This window comes from Bradyrhizobium sp. UFLA05-112, from assembly GCF_053572325.1.
Genome location: NZ_JBANBK010000031.1, coordinates 60,916 through 77,811 on the forward strand (window position 1 = coordinate 60,916; position 16,896 = coordinate 77,811).

The 16,896-nt window shown below is 64.1% G+C and carries 19 protein-coding genes; 9 read left to right on the top strand and 10 right to left on the bottom strand.

Annotated elements, in window-relative coordinates:
- Positions 1-13: 13 nt before the first annotated feature.
- The 6 genes from SO180_RS19555 to SO180_RS19580 all read left to right on the top strand — a co-directional run bounded on the left by SO180_RS19555 (position 14) and on the right by SO180_RS19580 (position 4,623).
- Positions 14-1,078 (top strand): Gfo/Idh/MocA family protein, encoded by a 1,065-nt coding sequence (locus SO180_RS19555; RefSeq protein WP_449380470.1) that lies wholly within the window; start codon positions 14-16, stop codon positions 1,076-1,078.
- 79 nt (positions 1,079-1,157) lie between these two features.
- Positions 1,158-1,826 (top strand): amino acid ABC transporter permease, encoded by a 669-nt coding sequence (locus SO180_RS19560; protein WP_449380471.1) that lies wholly within the window; start codon positions 1,158-1,160, stop codon positions 1,824-1,826.
- Positions 1,827-1,835: 9 nt separating this feature from the next.
- Entirely contained in the window at positions 1,836-2,477 is a 642-nt protein-coding gene (locus SO180_RS19565) for an amino acid ABC transporter permease (protein ID WP_449380472.1), read from the top strand.
- A gap of 29 nt (positions 2,478-2,506) precedes the next feature.
- Positions 2,507-3,349: a transporter substrate-binding domain-containing protein gene (locus tag SO180_RS19570; RefSeq protein ID WP_449380473.1), complete on the top strand. Its 843-nt coding sequence runs from the start codon at positions 2,507-2,509 to the stop codon at positions 3,347-3,349.
- 11 nt (positions 3,350-3,360) lie between these two features.
- A complete protein-coding gene (locus tag SO180_RS19575; protein WP_449380474.1) occupies positions 3,361-4,119 on the top strand; it encodes an amino acid ABC transporter ATP-binding protein in 759 nt (252 codons plus the stop codon).
- Between the two features lie 105 nt (positions 4,120-4,224).
- Positions 4,225-4,623: a VOC family protein gene (locus SO180_RS19580; RefSeq protein WP_449380475.1), complete on the top strand. Its 399-nt coding sequence runs from the start codon at positions 4,225-4,227 to the stop codon at positions 4,621-4,623.
- Between the two features lie 25 nt (positions 4,624-4,648).
- Here the strand turns inward: SO180_RS19580 and SO180_RS19585 are convergent, their stop codons facing one another.
- From SO180_RS19585 to SO180_RS19600, 4 genes are read right to left on the bottom strand one after another with little or no spacing between them, the layout of a single operon-like run.
- Positions 4,649-5,164: a GNAT family N-acetyltransferase gene (locus tag SO180_RS19585; RefSeq protein WP_449380476.1), complete on the bottom strand. Its 516-nt coding sequence runs from the start codon at positions 5,162-5,164 to the stop codon at positions 4,649-4,651.
- A gap of 54 nt (positions 5,165-5,218) precedes the next feature.
- On the bottom strand, positions 5,219-6,214 hold the full coding sequence (locus tag SO180_RS19590; protein WP_449380477.1) for a glycosyltransferase family 2 protein: 996 nt from the start codon (positions 6,212-6,214) through the stop codon (positions 5,219-5,221).
- Positions 6,211-7,371: a hypothetical protein gene (locus SO180_RS19595; RefSeq protein ID WP_449380478.1), complete on the bottom strand. Its 1,161-nt coding sequence runs from the start codon at positions 7,369-7,371 to the stop codon at positions 6,211-6,213. The genes SO180_RS19590 and SO180_RS19595 overlap by 4 nt, the downstream gene beginning before the upstream one ends.
- A 53-nt stretch (positions 7,372-7,424) precedes the next feature.
- Positions 7,425-7,916: an NUDIX domain-containing protein gene (locus SO180_RS19600; RefSeq protein ID WP_449380479.1), complete on the bottom strand. Its 492-nt coding sequence runs from the start codon at positions 7,914-7,916 to the stop codon at positions 7,425-7,427.
- A gap of 107 nt (positions 7,917-8,023) precedes the next feature.
- On the opposite strand from SO180_RS19600, the gene SO180_RS19605 reads away from it, so the two are divergent.
- A complete protein-coding gene (locus SO180_RS19605) occupies positions 8,024-8,908 on the top strand; it encodes a metallophosphoesterase family protein (protein ID WP_449380480.1) in 885 nt (294 codons plus the stop codon).
- Between the two features lie 72 nt (positions 8,909-8,980).
- On the opposite strand, the gene SO180_RS19610 is transcribed toward SO180_RS19605, so the two are convergent.
- The 3 genes from SO180_RS19610 to SO180_RS19620 all read right to left on the bottom strand — a co-directional run bounded on the left by SO180_RS19610 (position 8,981) and on the right by SO180_RS19620 (position 11,652).
- Positions 8,981-9,535, bottom strand: coding sequence for a hypothetical protein (locus tag SO180_RS19610; RefSeq protein ID WP_449380481.1), 555 nt, complete (start codon positions 9,533-9,535; stop codon positions 8,981-8,983).
- Positions 9,536-9,784: 249 nt separating this feature from the next.
- On the bottom strand, positions 9,785-9,997 hold the full coding sequence (locus SO180_RS19615) for a DUF4170 domain-containing protein (protein WP_283037129.1): 213 nt from the start codon (positions 9,995-9,997) through the stop codon (positions 9,785-9,787).
- Between the two features lie 23 nt (positions 9,998-10,020).
- Positions 10,021-11,652, bottom strand: a complete 1,632-nt coding sequence (locus SO180_RS19620; protein ID WP_449380482.1) for an isocitrate lyase — start codon at positions 11,650-11,652, stop codon at positions 10,021-10,023.
- A gap of 229 nt (positions 11,653-11,881) precedes the next feature.
- On the opposite strand from SO180_RS19620, the gene SO180_RS19625 reads away from it, so the two are divergent.
- Positions 11,882-13,327, top strand: coding sequence for a helix-turn-helix domain-containing protein (locus tag SO180_RS19625; protein WP_449380483.1), 1,446 nt, complete (start codon positions 11,882-11,884; stop codon positions 13,325-13,327).
- Positions 13,328-13,516: 189 nt separating this feature from the next.
- On the opposite strand, the gene SO180_RS19630 is transcribed toward SO180_RS19625, so the two are convergent.
- Positions 13,517-13,810: an antibiotic biosynthesis monooxygenase gene (locus tag SO180_RS19630; protein ID WP_027522803.1), complete on the bottom strand. Its 294-nt coding sequence runs from the start codon at positions 13,808-13,810 to the stop codon at positions 13,517-13,519.
- A 192-nt stretch (positions 13,811-14,002) separates the two neighbouring features.
- Here SO180_RS19630 and SO180_RS19635 point away from each other — a divergent pair, with 192 nt between their 5' ends.
- Positions 14,003-14,365: a hypothetical protein gene (locus SO180_RS19635; protein WP_449380484.1), complete on the top strand. Its 363-nt coding sequence runs from the start codon at positions 14,003-14,005 to the stop codon at positions 14,363-14,365.
- Positions 14,366-14,375: 10 nt separating this feature from the next.
- Here SO180_RS19635 and SO180_RS19640 read toward each other — a convergent pair whose 3' ends face one another.
- Positions 14,376-15,017 (bottom strand): tetratricopeptide repeat protein, encoded by a 642-nt coding sequence (locus SO180_RS19640; RefSeq protein ID WP_449380485.1) that lies wholly within the window; start codon positions 15,015-15,017, stop codon positions 14,376-14,378.
- A gap of 582 nt (positions 15,018-15,599) precedes the next feature.
- Complete coding sequence (gene htpX, locus SO180_RS19645) at positions 15,600-16,535, bottom strand: zinc metalloprotease HtpX (RefSeq protein ID WP_449380486.1); 936 nt, start codon at positions 16,533-16,535, stop codon at positions 15,600-15,602.
- Between the last annotated feature and the right edge of the window lie 361 nt (positions 16,536-16,896).

The window sequence follows — 16,896 nt, forward strand, 5'->3', positions numbered from 1 at the left end:
CGGAACGCATGACATGACGAAGATCAGGATTGGCGTAATCGGCGCGGGATTGATCGGGCGCAAGCATCTGCGCAAGCTGGCCGAGCACGGCGACTATGAGCTCGTTGGCATCGCCGACGTGAATGCCGAGCAGGTCGCAGCCGAGCAGCCCGGCGCGCGCGTCTTCGGGGATTACCGAAAGCTGCTCGACGAGGCGCGGCCGGAGGCCGTGGTCATCGCGTCCCCCAATCAGCTTCACGCCGAGAACGGCATCGCCTGCGCGAGGCGCGGCATCCACATCCTGATCGAGAAGCCGGTCACCGATACGCTACAGACTTCCGCCGATCTGATCGCCGAGGTCCGCAAGGCCGGCATCAAGTCGCTGGTTGGCCATCACCGCCGCCATCATGAGCAGGTGAAGACGTTGAAGGCACTGCTCTTGCAGGGCCGGATCGGCGACGTCGTCGGCGTCTCCGCGATCTGGGCGACGCACAAGCCGGCGGAGTATTTCAAGGTCGCGCCATGGCGCTCCCAGGCGGGTGGCGGCCCGATCCTGATCAACCTGATCCACGAGATCGATTTCATGCGCTTTGCGATCGGCGAGATCGTCGCGGTCTCGGCGATCGCCGCAAACCGCCAGCGCGGCTTTGCAGTGGAGGACACCGCGGCAGCGTTGGTGGAATTCGAGAACGGCGCGCTCGGCACGTTCTTCCTCAGCGACTGTGCGGTCAGCCCCTGGACGATGGAGCAGGGACTCGGCGAGTCGCCGGAGTTTCCCTACAGCGGGCAGAGCAGCTACCGCGTGATGGGCCGCCGCGGCACGCTCGAATTTCCGAGCCTCGACCAATGGACGCAGGAAGGCGATGCGCAGGACTGGAACAGGCCGATCCAGTCCCAGGCCAACCATGCGGGATCGATCGATCCTTACGTCGCCCAGCTCGATCACTTCCGCGATGTCATTCGCGGCGTGACGCCGTCGCTGCAGCCGGTCGAGGACGGCGCGCGCAGCCTGCTTGTGACACTCGCCATTGCTGAGGCCGCCACGTCGGGACGGCGCATCGATCTGCGCGAGCGCCACGGGGCACTCTCGACGTCATAGCGCGAAGGTTCTCGCCATCGTCGGACGAACAGGAACGGGTGAAGCCACGCCAAGAGGGCCGCCCGGAGGGAGGAGTGAGTTGAGCTATCAGTTCGATTTCGGACCCGTGCTCGACGGTCTGCCGGACCTGCTCTGGGGCTGCGCCGGCACGCTCGGCCTGGCGCTGTCGGGCATGGTGTTGGCGCTCATTATCGGGATCGGCGGCGTGGTGCTGCGCGATTCCCGCCTCGCAGCACTGCGCTGGCTGGTCATGGCGTTTGTCGAGCTGATCCGCAACACGCCGTTCCTCGGCCAGATCTACTTCGTCTTCTTCGCATTGCCGATGGTGGGCATCCGCCTCGATCCCACGCTGACCGCGATCATCGCGCTCGGCGTCAACGGGGGCGCCTATGCGATCGAGATCATCCGCGGCGGCGTACAGTCGATCAACAAGGGGCAGATCGAGGCGGGACTGGCACTCGGCCTGAGCCGCCCCCTGATCTTCCGCCTGATCGTTTTGAAGCCGGCGTTGCGCGCGATTTTCCCATCGCTGACCAGCCAGTTCATCATGCTGACGCTGACGACGAGCATCGCATCCGCGATCTCCGCCTATGAGCTGACCTCGGTCGGCCAGTCGATCGAGACCAATACGTTCCGCAGCTTCGAGGTCTATGGCGTCGTCACACTGCTCTATCTCGCGATGTCGTGGATGCTCATGCAGATGTTTGCGCACATCAACGCGCGCTTCCTCAGCTATCCCCTCAAGTGAGAGCGTCCCATGGACAAGAACCAGTTTCTGTTTCTGTTCGGCGGCCTCAAATGGACGCTCGCGCTGTCCGCGATCGGCTTCGTGCTCGGCTCGGTCGCCGGCCTCGGCGTTGCACTCGCGCGTACCTCCGGCATTCGCTGGCTCGAGCGCGCCACTGCCGGCTACATCGCGCTGTTCCAGGGCACCCCACTGCTGATGCAGCTCTTCGTGGTCTATTACGGGCTCGCCCTCGCGGGGCTGAAGCTCGATCCCTGGGTCTCGGTCTCGATCGGCTTCACCCTGCATGCCGGCGCTTTCCTCGGCGAAATCTGGCGCGGTTCGATCGAGGCGGTGCCGCGCGGCCAGGTCGAGGCAGCCAAGGCGCTCAGCCTCAAATACTTCGACCGAATGCGAGACGTCGTGCTGCCGCAGGCGATCCGCATCTCGCTGCCCGCGACGATCGGATTCCTGGTGCAGTTGATCAAGGGCACCTCGCTCGCCGCCATCATCGGCTTCACCGAGCTGATGCGCGCCGGAACGATCGTCTCCAACCAGAACTTCAAGCCGCTGCTCGTGCTGGGTCTGGTCTGCGCGCTCTATTTCGCGCTGTGCTGGCCGCTGTCGATCTACGGCACCTGGCTCGAGCGGCGCCTCGTCACGGCAGCACGTTGAACAGTGCCCCACAAACCTAGGAGGAAATGATGGACAAGAACAGGACAACGCAACTCAATCGCCGTCACATCCTGGCACTCGGCGTGGGCGCCATGGCTTCGCCATTCGTGCTGTCCCGTCCGGCCTTTGCCGTGACGCCGTCGGAGATCAAGGCGCGGGGCAAGGTGCTGATCGGAATCCAGGGCGATAATCCACCCTGGGGATTCGTCAATTCGTCCGGCAGGCAGGAGGGTCTTGACGCTGACCTTTCCGAGCTGTTTGGGAGGGAGCTCGGTGTATCCGTGGAATTTACGCCATTGGCGGTTGCCAATCGCATCCCGGCGCTGACCTCCGGACGCGTCGACATCCTGTTTGCGACCATGGCGATGCTGCCGGAGCGCGCCAAGGCGGTGCAATTCTCAAGACCCTACGGCGCCAATATCATCACCTTCATCGCGCCGAAGGAGATGGAGATCAAATCGCCCGCCGACATGGGAAAATACGTCATCGGCGTTGCACGCGGCAGCGTGCAGGACACCGACGTGACCAAGGCGGCTCCTCCCGGCACCACCATCCGCCGCTTCGACGGCGATGCGCCGACCATGCAGGCGCTGTTGTCCGGTCAGGTGCAGGCAGTCGGCGGCAACATCTTCTACGTTCCGCGCCTGAATGAATCGAAACCCGGCTATTACGAGAACAAGCTCGAATTCACAAAACTCTACAACGGCGCCTGCACGCGGCTTGGCGAGAAGGACATCAATGCCTTCGTGAACGCCTTCATCGACAAGATCATCGCCAGCGGCGAATGGGCCAGGATCTATCCGAGGTGGATGAACAACCCGCTGCCGGCCTTTCCCGACAGCATTCCCGGCATCCCCTTCACCGCCAGCTGACGGAGAGCATCATGTCGGTTGCAGCCACGACGGACCCGATGATCGCAATGCGCGGCGTCAACAAATGGTATGGCACGTACCAGGTGCTCACCGACATCAATCTGGCGGTCCGTGCGAGTGAGAAGATCGTTCTGTGCGGGCCGTCCGGATCGGGCAAGTCCACCCTGATCCGTTGCATCAACGCGCTGGAGACCTATCAGAAGGGCGAGATCGTCGTCGACGGCGCCCATCTGGGCGGGCAAGGCAAGGCCATCGATACCGTGCGCCGCGAGGTCGGCATGGTGTTCCAGCAATTCAACCTGTTTCCGCACATGACGGTGCTGGAGAACTGCACGCTGGCGCCGATCCGCTCGCGCGGAATACCGCGCTTAGAGGCCGAGGAGACCGCGCGACGGCTGCTCGACCGTGTCAAAATCCTCAATCAGGTGGACAAATACCCGGCGCAACTGTCCGGCGGTCAGCAGCAGCGCGCGGCGATCGCGCGTGCGCTCTGCATGGAGCCGAAAGTGATGCTGTTCGATGAGCCAACATCGGCGCTCGACCCCGAAATGGTCAAGGAGGTGCTCGACACCATGATCGGTCTGGCAACGGACGGCATGACCATGATCTGCGTCACCCATGAAATGGGGTTCGCCCGGCAGGTCGCCGATCGCGTGATCTTCATGGCGGAGGGACGGATCGTCGAGGAAGCGGAGCCGGAGACCTTCTTCAGGACGCCGCAGCATGAGCGCACCAGGAAGTTTCTGGGCGAGATTCTGTCGCAGCATTGAGGCCGCATCGGTGCTGACCGCTGCTGACAGGACGCTGTCAGCAGCGCGGCGTTACGGGTCCGTTGTCGCAACGGGAGCGCCCCGGAATGGACAGGAGATAACGCCGTGAAATTTGCTTCCACTCGTCTGATCGCCGCCGACATCAGGGCCCTTGTCGGCTTTTATGAAAAAGTGACGGGCAAGACGGCAGAATGGCCGGCGCCTGTGTTTGCCGAAATAGTCACCCCTTCGGCCACACTCGCTTTCGGCAGCGTCGAGACGGTGGCGCTCTTCAAGGAGGGAAGCGCAGAGCCCGCCTCAAATCGCACCGCCATCATCGAGTTGCAGGTCGAAGACGTGGAAGCCGAATTTGCGAGATTGAAAGACGAGGTCGAGGTGGTGCACGCGCCGAAGATGATGCCCTGGGGAAATTGCGCGGCCCAGTTCCGCGATCCCGAAGGCACGCTGGTGAGCCTTTACACGCCCGTCAGCGAGGCTGCAAAAAAGCGGTTCGGATCGCGATAGAGCGGACGGGGAAGTGCACCCCTCCCTACTTCCGCGCCCTGCTCCAGTCGGGGCCGACAGCTCCCGACACGCCTTCGAACGCGCCATCGACGAGCTCGAAGACGAGGATGCGGCTGGCGTCGACCGGACCCGGCATGGTGACGCTGCCTTTCGGCACCGGCTTGAAGCCGATGCGCCCGTAATAGGGCTCGTCGCCGACCAGCAGCACGATGGCGTGGCCTTGCGCCTTCGCATCCTTGAGCGCGCGGTCGAGCAGCAGGCGACCGACGCCGCGGCCGCGGAACGGCGGCTCGACGGTGAGCGGGCCGAGCAGCAGCGCCCTGGTGTCGCCGATCGTGATCGGCAGTTGGCGCACCGACCCGACCATCAGTGTGCCGATGCGGGCGGTGAAGGAGAGCTCGAGCAAATGGTCGACGTGCTCGCGGATGCGGTAGGCGCTGAGCACGAAGCGGCCGGGGCCGAAGGTACGCTCGTGCAGCCGCTCGATCGCCTGCGCATCGCCGGCGGCCTCGGGAAGGATGGTGACTGAGAGATCGTTCATGTCAGCACAGCGTTTTCGAGCGAAGTGGGCACCGGTTCGCGTTAAGAAAACGCGTCAATACAAAGAGCGGGATAGCATTTGAGACGGCGGAGGTCCATCGGCGCGACGCTCGCCTGCGTTCCTGTTCAGCGCCGGCTGGGACAAATAGGCGAGCATCTTCATTTCGCGCCGTCCTCGCGTGACCGTGTCGAGCACGAGCCCCGACGACACCGACAACAGCGCCATGATCATCAAGCCCATCGACAGCACGGCCGTCGGCAGGCGCGGCACGAGGCCGGTCTCGATGAAGGTGATCACAATTGGGATCGCCAGGATGACCGACATCAGCGCCAGCAGGATTCCGATCATCGTGAAGAAGCGCAGCGGCCGCTCGGAGCGGTAGAGCTTGAGCATGGTGCCGAGGATACGAAAACCGTCCCGCCAGGTGTTGAGCTTCGAGAACGACCCTTCGGGGCGCGCGTAGTAGGGCGTCTCGACCTCGGCGACCGGCAGCGACAGTTCCAGCGCATAGACCGCAAGCTCGGTCTCGATCTCGAAGCCGTCGGAGAGCACGGGGAAGGACTTGACGAACCGGCGCGAGAACACGCGGTAGCCGGACAGGATGTCGTTGAAGGCCTCGCCGAAGGTCGACGACAGGAAGCCCGTCAGCATGCGGTTGCCGGTGCGGTGGCCGAGCCGGTAGGCAGCCTCTGCCTGATCGACGCGAAGGCCGACGACCATGTCGAGATGCTCGTCGAGGAGCTTATCGATCATGCGCGATACGCTCGGCGCATCATAGGTCGCATCGCCGTCGACCAGCACATAGACGTCGGCCTCGACGTCGGCGAACATGCGGCGCACCACGTGGCCCTTGCCCTGCCGCCGCTCGCTGCGCACGATCGCGCCGGCGTCGCACGCAACGCCTGCGGTGCGGTCGCGCGAATTGTTGTCGTAGACATAGATCTCGGCCGAGGGCAGCGCCTTGCGGAAATCGGCGACGACGGTCGCAACCGCAGCCTCCTCGTTGTAGCAGGGCACCAGCACGGCGATGCGAAGTTCCGTCGATGTCATCGCGCCAGCGCTCCAACGCTTGCCGCCCCATGACGGAGCGGCGCCTCTTCCGAGGCTTCCACCGGCTGCATCAGCGCGGCAAAGGACAGGCTCCACAGCGTCAGCATCGCAATCGGCACGACGTAGTAGGACGTGAAGACCGGATGGCTGAAGAAGAAGACGAGATTGACCAGGAGATTGCCGGCGGCGACGAACGCGACCTGCCGCACGCCGCCCTCGCCCATCCACAACTGCCAGGCGGTCGAGCCGATCGCGAGCATGATTACCGCGAACTGCATGTCGCTCAGATACTGGCCGAGCACGCTGAGACTGAACGCAGGCGCGACCACGTCGGCACCACCATAGGTGGTGGCCAGCGGACTGCCGGCGTTGATGGCCTGGGCGATCAAGGTCGGCGCCATGCCGACCAGGACCGCAATGCCGAAGCCAAGGCCCTGCGCAAAGCTGATGAGCTTGCGCGACCACACGAAGGGAATGCCGAGGAACAGGAAATAACCGGCCGCGAGCAGCGCATTGGGCAGGCGGAAATTGACGGACAGCCCCAACAGGAGGCCGATCAGCACGACGGGCCACAGGCTCTGCCGCGCCCTGACCAGCCACCACGCGGTCAAGAATCCTGCGCCAGCGCAGACCGCCATGGTCGGTGCGATCGAATAGCTCGCCTTGGCCGGGTTGATCATGAGGTAGACAGCGAGCGCGCCGAACATGCCGGCACCCGCCGTCAACGGCAGCGTGCGCGCCGCGAAGATGCCGAGCAGCGCAAGGGCACAGACGATCAGGCTCGCGCTGACATAGAGCGGCACCACCTGATGACCGGCCGGAAACAGCGCGAGCAGCGCGCCCGTGCCGGGCGGATATTGCAGCACGAATTTGCCATTGCTGCCGTTCGGCATGGGCGTGTGGCAGGGCCAGCGCGCCGGCTCCTGCCACCCGGGATAGGCGATCTCCTTCAGCTTGCCCTCGAAATAATGATCGTAATCCAGCACCGCATTCGTGTTGAGTCCACCGATGCCGAAGCGCTGGAACAGATGCGCCTGACGCAGATAGCAGACATCGTCATAGACGCCGCGCGCCTCGTTCCAGCGTGACATCGTCACGATGTTGCTGGCGAGGATCGCAAGGCAGATCAGGCCGAAGGTGATTTTGAGGCTCGTCATCCGGTGTCCGTGGCGTCCTTAGGAAAGCGCCGCCCTAGTAGCATAGCCGCGCCTCATCGCCACGTCGCAGTCTGCGGGCGGCCTTCCAGCACCTCCGCGATCCGCAGCCGCGTGCCGGGCGTGGTGCCCTCGGGCAGGGCGGAGCTTGCGAAGAACCCGCATTCGATGATCTCGCGGTTGGGCTCCGGCAGGCGCTCCTGGCTGAACTCCCTGACCACATAGACCGCGACATGGTCGCGGCGCGAGACGTGGCTGTTCAGGAAGATGCCGTGCAGCACCGCCTCGCCGGTGAGGTCGATGTCGCCCTCCTCCTTCAATTCGCGCCGCATTGCAGCTTCCATGGTTTCACCGAGATCGACACCGCCGCCCGGCAGATACCAGCCGTTGACATAGCTGTGCCTGACCAGGAAGACGTGATTGTCCCGGTCCAGCACCACGGCGCGGACGCCAAGCGTCATGCCGCGGACGAGCAGGAAGTAGGTGTGAAAGACGCGGCGCAGCAGGTACTCGTATTTCCGTCGCATCTGGTCCAGACGTCCTGCCATCAGGCTCCTTCCAAAACCCTCTTGCAAGCTTTCCATGAAGCTTTCCTTGCGTCGCAAGACAGACCTTGCCATTACAGCACGCGAATAGCGAGGCAATCGCGCATCTGATGGCACCGTTCACACTCGCGCATCTGTCCGACCCGCATCTGGCGCCGCTGCCGAGGCCGCGGCTGATCGAGCTCGCGGGCAAGCGTGCGCTCGGCTACGCCAACTGGACACGCAACCGTCGCAAATACCAGCGCCGCGAGGTGCTCGACGCGCTGGTCACGGACATGAAGGCGCAAGGCCCCGACCACATCGCGGTGACGGGAGACCTCGTCAATCTGGCGCTCGAGGCCGAGTTCGCGCCGGCGCTGGCCTGGCTCGAAGGCGTCGGTCCGCCGGATCGCGTCACCGCGATCCCCGGCAATCACGACGCCTATGTCAGCGCGACACGCCAGCGCTTTGGCGAAACTTTCCTGGATTACATCGCTGGCGACGAGCCTGCGGCGAGCTTCTTTCCAGCCGTGCGGCGGCGCGGACCAGCGGCGCTGATCAGCCTGTCGACGGCGGTGCCGACGGCGCCCTTGATGGCGACGGGCACGCTCGGCGGCGACCAGCTCGCAGCGCTCGCAGAGGTGCTGGCGGGGCTTTCGAGCGAACATGTCTTTCGCGTTCTGCTCGTGCACCACCCCCTGAGGTCGAAGTCGCGCCACAAGCGGTTGACCGATTCGGATGCGTTGCTCGCGCTGATCAGGCAGCACGGCGTCGAGCTGATCCTGCACGGCCACGACCACGTGCATTCGACGATGTGGTTCGAGGGCCCCAACGGCAACGTGCCCGCGGTCGGCGTGCCGTCGGCCTCGGCGCTGGCGCATGGGCGCTACCCGGCGGCGGCGTATAATCTGTTCACCATCGAAAGGGACAACGCCGGCTGGCGCTGCGAGCAGACCGTGCGCAGCCTGGATCATGGGTTGGAGATTCGGCAAATCAAGCACGTGCGGCTGGTTTGAGGGGCACTGTCATTCCGGGGCGATGCGTGAGCATCGAACCCTGAATGACGAACAGAGAGATTTGCGTTCTCCTCACCAGCTCTGCAACGCCGCGAGCACGGCGACGCCGAACAGGGCGGCGGCGCCGAGGATGAAGCCGAAAACGAAGGGCCAGATGCGGGAGCGGCGTGGCTTCTCCGGCTCGGCCGCCTTGGACTCGGGCGGCACGACCATCGCGTGCTGGCGCTCGATCATGCGGCGAGCGACGTAATCCGTCACCGCATCGACGATGTCGGCCGTGTCGTGCGACTCGGCGAGGACGATACGGCCGAAGCGGGTATCCTGGACGAACCGATACATCCGCTTGTCGCGTCCCATCACGATGTGGGCAACGACGTCGATCCACAGCCGCGGCGTGTCGCCCTGGCTGATGCCACGGTCGAACAGGTCGATCTGCTCCGGCACCTGCACGAACAGGGGATCGAGCGCGTCGTTGAGGATCTCCAGCCGCGCCACCTCGGCATCGCGCAGGTCGACCACGACGCCGGTCCGGTCGGCGGCCTCGATCCGCGCCCGCAACAGCGCATCGCGCAGCCGCACGGTGCGCGGTTGAGGAACATTGGTCCCGGCGATCTCGGGCTCTGACATGGTTCGGCTCCTGGACGAGGTCCATTAACCTATCAGCAACCATGATCGCCGCAAAGGCCGTACAATTCCAGACACTTAAGGCGCTCGAGGGCGGTTTTCCACGTCCCAAAAACAGACGATCCCACCCGAGCCTGAGCCCGGATGGGACCGTCCATCCTTGGACGTCTTCTTAATTGGTGCGGCAGCGAGCCTTTATTATTTGAGCATGATCTTTTCGGAAAACCGCTGCACACTTTTCCGAATCAAGCTCTAGGCTGCCGGAGCGCGGTGCGGTTCTTCCACGATGGAGAAGCGGACGCCGGCCTTGTGGCGGTTCTCTTCCGACACCTCACGCCAGCAGTCCTCGGCCTCTTTACGGGACTTGAAGGGGCCTTTGACCTGGGCCGAGCCTTCCACGAGCTTGTGGAAGTTCATCGAGCCGAACTCGCCGCCGATCACCCAGAAATTGCTGCCTTTGGTCATAGTCAGTCTCCTCAATTCCACCGTTAGCCGAACTGGTTCATCGTGTTGTGGGCGCCGCCCGCCTTCAGGGCAGCCTCGCCGGCGAAGTACTCCTTGTGGTCGTCGCCGATGTCGGAGCCGGCCATGTTCTGATGCTTCACGCAGGCGATACCCTGACGGATCTCGGCGCGCTGGACGTTCTTCACGTAGCCGAGCATGCCCTGCTCGCCGAAATACTCCCTGGCGAGATTGTCGGTGGACAGAGCGGCCGTGTGATAGGTCGGCAGCGTGATCAGATGGTGGAAGATGCCGGCGCGCTTGGCCGAATCCGCCTGGAAGGTGCGGATGCGATCGTCGGCTTCCTTCGCCAGCTCCGTGTCGTCGTACTCCGCCTTCATCAACTCGGCACGGTTGTATTTGCTGACGTCCTTGCCGGCTTCCTTCATCGCATCGTAGACCTGCCAACGGAAGTTGAGAGTCCAGTTGAAGGACGGCGAGTTGTTGTAGGCCAGCTTGGCGTTCGGGACGACCTTGCGGATCCGATCGACCATGCTGGCGATCTGCTCGATATGCGGCTTCTCGGTCTCGATCCACAACAGGTCAGCGCCGTTCTGCAGCGAAGTGATGCAGTCGAGCACGCAGCGATCTGCACCGGTGCCCGGGCGGAACTGATAGAGATTGGAGGGCAGCCGCTTCGGACGCATCATCTTGCCGTTCTGGTTGATGATGACATCGCCGTTGCGGGCGTTCGCCGCCGTGACTTCCTCGCAATCGAGGAAGCTGTTGTACTGATCGCCGATGTCGCCGGGCTTGTGGCTGACAGCGATCTGCTGCGTGAGGCCGGCGCCGAGCGAGTCGGTGCGGGTCACGATGATGCCGTCCTCGACCCCGAGTTCGAGGAAGGCGTGACGGCAAGCGCGGATCTTCGCCAGGAACACCTCGTGCGGCACTGTGACCTTGCCGTCCTGGTGGCCACACTGCTTCTCGTCCGAGACCTGGTTCTCGATCTGGAGCGCGCAGGCGCCCGCTTCGATCATCTTCTTGGCGAGCAGATAGGTCGCCTCGGCGTTGCCGAAGCCGGCGTCGATGTCGGCGATGACGGGGACGACATGGGTCTGGAAGTTGTCGATCTTCTCGATCAACTCCTTTTCCCTGGTCTTGTCGCCTTCCTTGCGCGCCTTGTCGAGGCTGCGGAAGATGTCGTTGAGCTCACGGGAGTCGGCCTGGCGCAGGAACGTGTAGAGCTCCTCGATCAGGGCCGGCACCGAGGTCTTCTCGTGCATCGACTGGTCGGGCAGCGGTCCGAACTCGGAGCGCAGCGCGGCGATCATCCAGCCCGAGAGGTACAGGTAGCGGCGATCGGTGGTGCCGAAGTGCTTCTTGACCGAGACCAGCTTCTGCTGGGCGATGAAGCCATGCCAGCATCCGAGCGACTGGGTGTACTTGGTGCTGTCAGCATCATAGGCCGCCATGTCGGCGCGCATAAGCGCCGCGGTGTAGCGGGCGACGTCGAGGCCGGTCTTGAAGCGGTTCTGCAGGCGCATGCGCGCGACGGCTTCGGCCGACACCCCGTTCCAGGTCGGCTTGGTCTTGAGGAGCGCCTCGGCCGCTTCGACTTCGCTCTGATACGAGGCCGGGCTCTGGAGGGTACTGATGCCGCGGGGCTGGTAGTTCATGTGCCTGATCCTTTCGTCGACGACGGCTGTGGCTAGCCATCGACAATCTTGACAGTGCATTGCGAAATGCGTGTCAGGAGCTAAACGCGAAAACTGAAACTTCGTATAGATGGCTTGTTTCTTATTGGTGATGTCATGTAACATCGGAACATGTAACAGATGTTATTTTGTAAAATTTGTAAAACATATAGGTCAATAAGACTGTCCTTAACGACTCTGGAGACTTAAGATGCCCGCCGATTCCGGGAAGAAACTGTTCGTCGGCCCACGCTTCCGGCGGATCCGACAGCAACTGGGGCTGTCGCAGACCCAGATCGCCGAGGGGCTCGGGATCTCGCCGAGCTACATCAACCTGATCGAGCGCAACCAGCGGCCGGTAACCGCACAGATTCTGTTGCGGCTGGCCGAGACCTACGACCTCGACCTGCGCGACCTTGCGACCGCCGACGAGGACCGCTTCTTCGCCGAGCTGAACGAGATCTTTTCCGATCCGCTGTTCCGCCAGATCGACGTCCCCAAGCAGGAGCTGCGCGATCTCGCCGAGCTCTGCCCCGGCGTCACCCACGCGCTGCAACGGCTCTACGCCGCCTATACCGAGGCGCGCCAGGGCGAGACGCTGGCCGCGGCGCAGATGGCCGACCGCGACGTCGGCACGCGCTATGAGGCCAATCCGGTCGAGCGCGTGCGCGAGCTGATCGAGGCCAACCGCAATTACTTTCCGGAGCTCGAGCAGGCCGCCGAAGCCCTGCGCGACGAGTTGAATGTCCCGGCCGAAGGGCTTTACGCCGCCCTCGTGACGCGGTTGCGCGAAAAGCATTCGGTTCAGACCCGGATCATGCCGGTCGACGTGATGCGCGAGACCTTGCGGCGCTTCGACCGCCATCGTCGCCAGCTCCTGATCTCCGAGCTCGTCGATCCGCCCGGCCGCGCATTCCAGCTTGCGTTCCAGCTCGGGCTCGGCGAATGCGCCCAGCATCTCGAAACCATCATCGGTCGCGCCGGGCCGCTGGACGATGCGCCGCGGCGTCTGTTCCGCATCACGCTCGGCAATTATTTCGCCGCCGCCGTGATGATGCCCTACCAGCCGTTCCTCGCGGCAGCCGATGCGCTGAACTACGACATCCACGTGCTGGCGCAGCGCTTCAATTCCGGCTTCGAGCAGGTCTGCCATCGCCTGACAACGTTGCAGAGGCCGAACGCACGCGGCATCCCCTTCTTCCTGCTCCGCGTCGATAATGCCGGCAACGTCTCAAAACGCTTCTCCTCCGGCACCTTCCCATTCTCGAAGTTCGGCGGCACGTGCCCCCTGTGGAACGTGCATTCGACCTTCGACACGCCGGACCGGCTTCTGAAGCAGGTGATCGAGCTGCCCGACGGCACGCGCTACTTCTCGATCGCGCAGATGGTGCGCCGGCCCGTGGCGTCCCACCCTCTGCCGCAGCCGCGCTTTGCCATTGGTCTCGGCTGCGAGATCCGCCACGCCTCGCGCCTCGTCTACGCCGCCGGCATGGATCTGGAGAAGGCCGAGGGCACGCCGATCGGCGTCAACTGCCGCCTCTGCGAGCGCGAAAACTGCGCCCAGCGCGCCGAGCCGCCGATCACGCGCACGCTGATTCTGGATGAGACGACGAGGCGGGTGTCGAGTTTCGCGTTCTCGAATGCACGGGAGTTGTGAGGGGCTGAGCGCGTTTGGCGGAAGCCATACGCCGACCGCTGTCATGCTCCGCGCAGGCGGGCATCCAGTACGCCGCGGCCTCTCGGTTCAATCACAGCCGTCTCGGCATACTGGATCGCCCGGTCAAGCCGGGCGATGACAGTTGAGAGTGCGGCCTGAGCGCGGCCCCTTCCCGACCGGTCCCAACTCCTACGCCAGCGTGTGCACGATCACCGGCCCGGCCGCAGCGCTGGCGTGGCCTGCGAGCAGCGGGCCCAGATCCTTCTCGATCCAGGCGATTGCGCGCCGGTTCGCCTCTTCCGCCTGCTCGAACTTGTCGAAGATGGAGATCGCGGTCACCGTGTCGTCGCCGGCATAGACCACGTAATAGGCGCGGAAGCCGTCGACATCGCTGATGATCGGAACGGCGCCTTCCTTGATGCGGCGCGCCAGCTCCTCCGCGCTCCCGCTTTTCGCCTTGGCCTGACGGATGGCGGCATACATGGGATCCTCCTTCCGGCTCGCTAATTGGGGGCGTGGTGCCCGGCGGCGATGTTACGCCGAAGCGCCGGGCCGATCCACGCCCTCGCGCGAAGTTGTGCAAGCGATCTGCCCGCCCCTTCACATTGTCGAGCGGATGCGGCATCTGCATAGTCGCGCGCAACAATCGTGACCGTTACGAAGAGGACAGAAGACATGGCGGACGCCGACCTGGATGTCGTGATCCGGCAGCTGGCAAGACAGCTCCACACGGGCCTGATGGCCCGCGCCAAGGAGCGGCGGGATCGCTTCAATACCCTCGCGGCCAAGGCCAAGGGCAAGGACGCCCGCGAGCGCTACAAGCTGATCGCGAAGAGCACCATGGAGCAGGCCACCACTGCGGCCAAGCGCCTCCAGATGTCCGCCGACAACGTCGCCGACAGCTACGCAAGGTCGATGCGCCTCGCGGCCAGCGCAGCCGCCGCGCAGACGGCCGAGACGAAGCAGCCGGCGGAGAAGAAGCCGGCGAAGGAAAAGCCGGCGGCCAAGAAGAAATCAGCAAAGAAGAAGACCAAGTAACTGCCCTGCCTCACCGCAGCGGGGCGGAGATGTGGGTCGGCCTTGGTTCGCCCAGCTCGTCGAGCTTGGCGCGGGCGAGCTGATGGGCGGCACCGTCGGGGCGCTCCGGAAGCGCGAGGACGGCTGCGAAATCGGCTCGGGCTTCCTGAGCTCGCCCGCTCGCGAGCAATGTGAGGCCGCGATTGAGGCGCGCGTCCGCATCATTGGGCGCAAGGCGGAGGGCGGTGTTGTAGCTCAGCATCGCGCGCTGGAGATCGCCCTTGGCCGCAAGCACTAGACCCCGCTCGGAATAGGATGCGGCGAGCTTCGGATCGAGCGCAATCGCCTGATCGTAGTCGGCGACCGCGTGGTCGAGTTCGCCGTTCTGCAGGTGGGCCCGGCCGCGGTCGCGGAAGATGGTGGCACGGTTCGGGTTGAGATGAACTGCCAGGTCGAAATCCGCGATCGCCCGTTTGGCGTCCCCGTGCCGCAGCGCGATGCGCCCGCGCCCCTCATAGGCGAAGGCGATCAGCGAGCCGCGGAACGGGCTGAAGCCGATCACGGCCGAGCAGACGTCCGGTTCGTTGGCATCGCCGCAATTGACGACGGTGTGCAACGACAATCCGACGAGAATGCCCGACACGATCAACAATGGTGCGGTTAATCTGGTCATCGCCGGCGGTCGCCGGCAACAGGCCGGCCACGCATCCCCTTTCAGACGCTTGAGGTCTGCACCGGTGTTAGCACCGGCAGGGACGATCTTATGTGCGCCAGCTCACAAAGCGGGCCACAATCGCAGGGTTGCGCTGGCCTTCAGGTCGCCCAGTCAGACGCCCACGAGAGCGCTCTCGTCAGCCACATTGCCAGCAGACAACACCAGCCAATAGCAGCAAGTGCGAAGGACGTCAGAAGGAGCGCGCCTTCCGCATTGACCAGAAAACCCTCGTGCGACGCTGCCTCGTCCCGCACGGCCCGGTTCATGTGCAACATGCGCACCTCCGGCAATTTCGTTTAAACAATTCTCTCGCTCGGCAAGCCATCCGGCCTGCCGACTCGCCAAAAAAAGCGAGTCGCATTGGTGTGAATCAATGCGAGCCGAAGCGCAAGAGTCCTTTTGGACAAGAAGGCTCGCAAAGCGCCTCCTGACGCTGAATTCGATCACCGTCAGCAATGCGACGTTGAATGGGCCGGTTTCGCGCATCAATTGTGGCGCCATCACGGCACAGCTGCGACGGCTGGACCAATTGGTGTCGGCTCATCCCCATGGTCCGCGCGAGGACGAGCGCCCCCATGGACTTTGCGGCACATAGTTTTCGTTGGCACCGAGCGATGGCGCCCCGTTCGCGCCGAGCTCGGCCGCGAGCTGCTGGAGCGCGTCGATGCGGTTCTGGGTCGAGGGATGGGTAGCAAAGAGACTGTCGACGCCGTGCCCCGACAGCGGGTTGATGATGAACATGTGCGCCGTCGCGGGATTGCGCTCGGCGTCGAGATTGGGCACCTGATGCGCGGCATTCTCGATCTTGACCAGCGCGGATGCGAGCCACATCGGCTGGCCGACGATGCGTCCGCCGAGATCGTCGGCGGCATATTCGCGGGTGCGGCTGATCGCCATCTGTACCAGCATTGCAGCGAGCGGCGCGAGGATCATCATCAGGATCGAGGCGACGATGCCGGGACCGGAATTGTTGTTGCGGTGGCCGCCGAAGAACATGCCGAACTGCGCCAGCATCGAGATCGCGCCCGCAACCGTTGCGGTGATGGTCATGAGCAGCGTGTCGTGGTTTTTGACGTGCGCAAGCTCATGCGCGATCACGCCGGCGAGCTCCTCGCGGCTGAGCTGATGCATCAAGCCGGCGGTGACGGCAACCGCGGCATTCTGCGGATTGCGACCGGTGGCAAACGCGTTGGGCTGCGCCTCGTCCATCACGAACACGCGCGGCATCGGTAGGCCCGCACGGCCAGCAAGCTCGGCGACGAGCCCGACCAGTTCCGGCGCGCTGGCGCGGTCGACCTCGTGGGCACCGTACATCGAGAGCACCATGCGGTCGGAGTTCCAGTAGGCGAAGAGATTGGTGGCCGCCGCGATCACCAGCGCGATCAGGGCACCTGCGGCGCCGCCGATGAGATAGCCGACGCCCATGAACAGGGCGGTCAGGCCTGCGAGGAGAATTGCCGTGCGAAGATAGTTCATGGTCGTCTCCGTCAGCCGGCCATGGGCAAGCCGTCAGCCGGCGCAATGGAAGTATGGATGCGCCGTCGTGCCGCAAGATAGGCCGCTGCGTCGGAGGGCCGCGGCGGGTGCAGGCAAGGTCAAATTCGGCACCCGTAAACCTTACCGCGCATTTGCACCAAAGCCCACGCCGAAGTTTACCCGTTGGAAAGGCAGCCGCCGCTTAATCGAGGACAACCGGGCACCCCAGGCCTGCCTGGGCATTACTCGGTTCCATTGCCACCAGTCAGCAAGGTGACTGCCTATGATGGACCGATCTCGAGCGATTTCCGCAAGCGATACATCTCCGCCCTCCGCGCGCGAGGCAGAAGGTGCCTCCGAA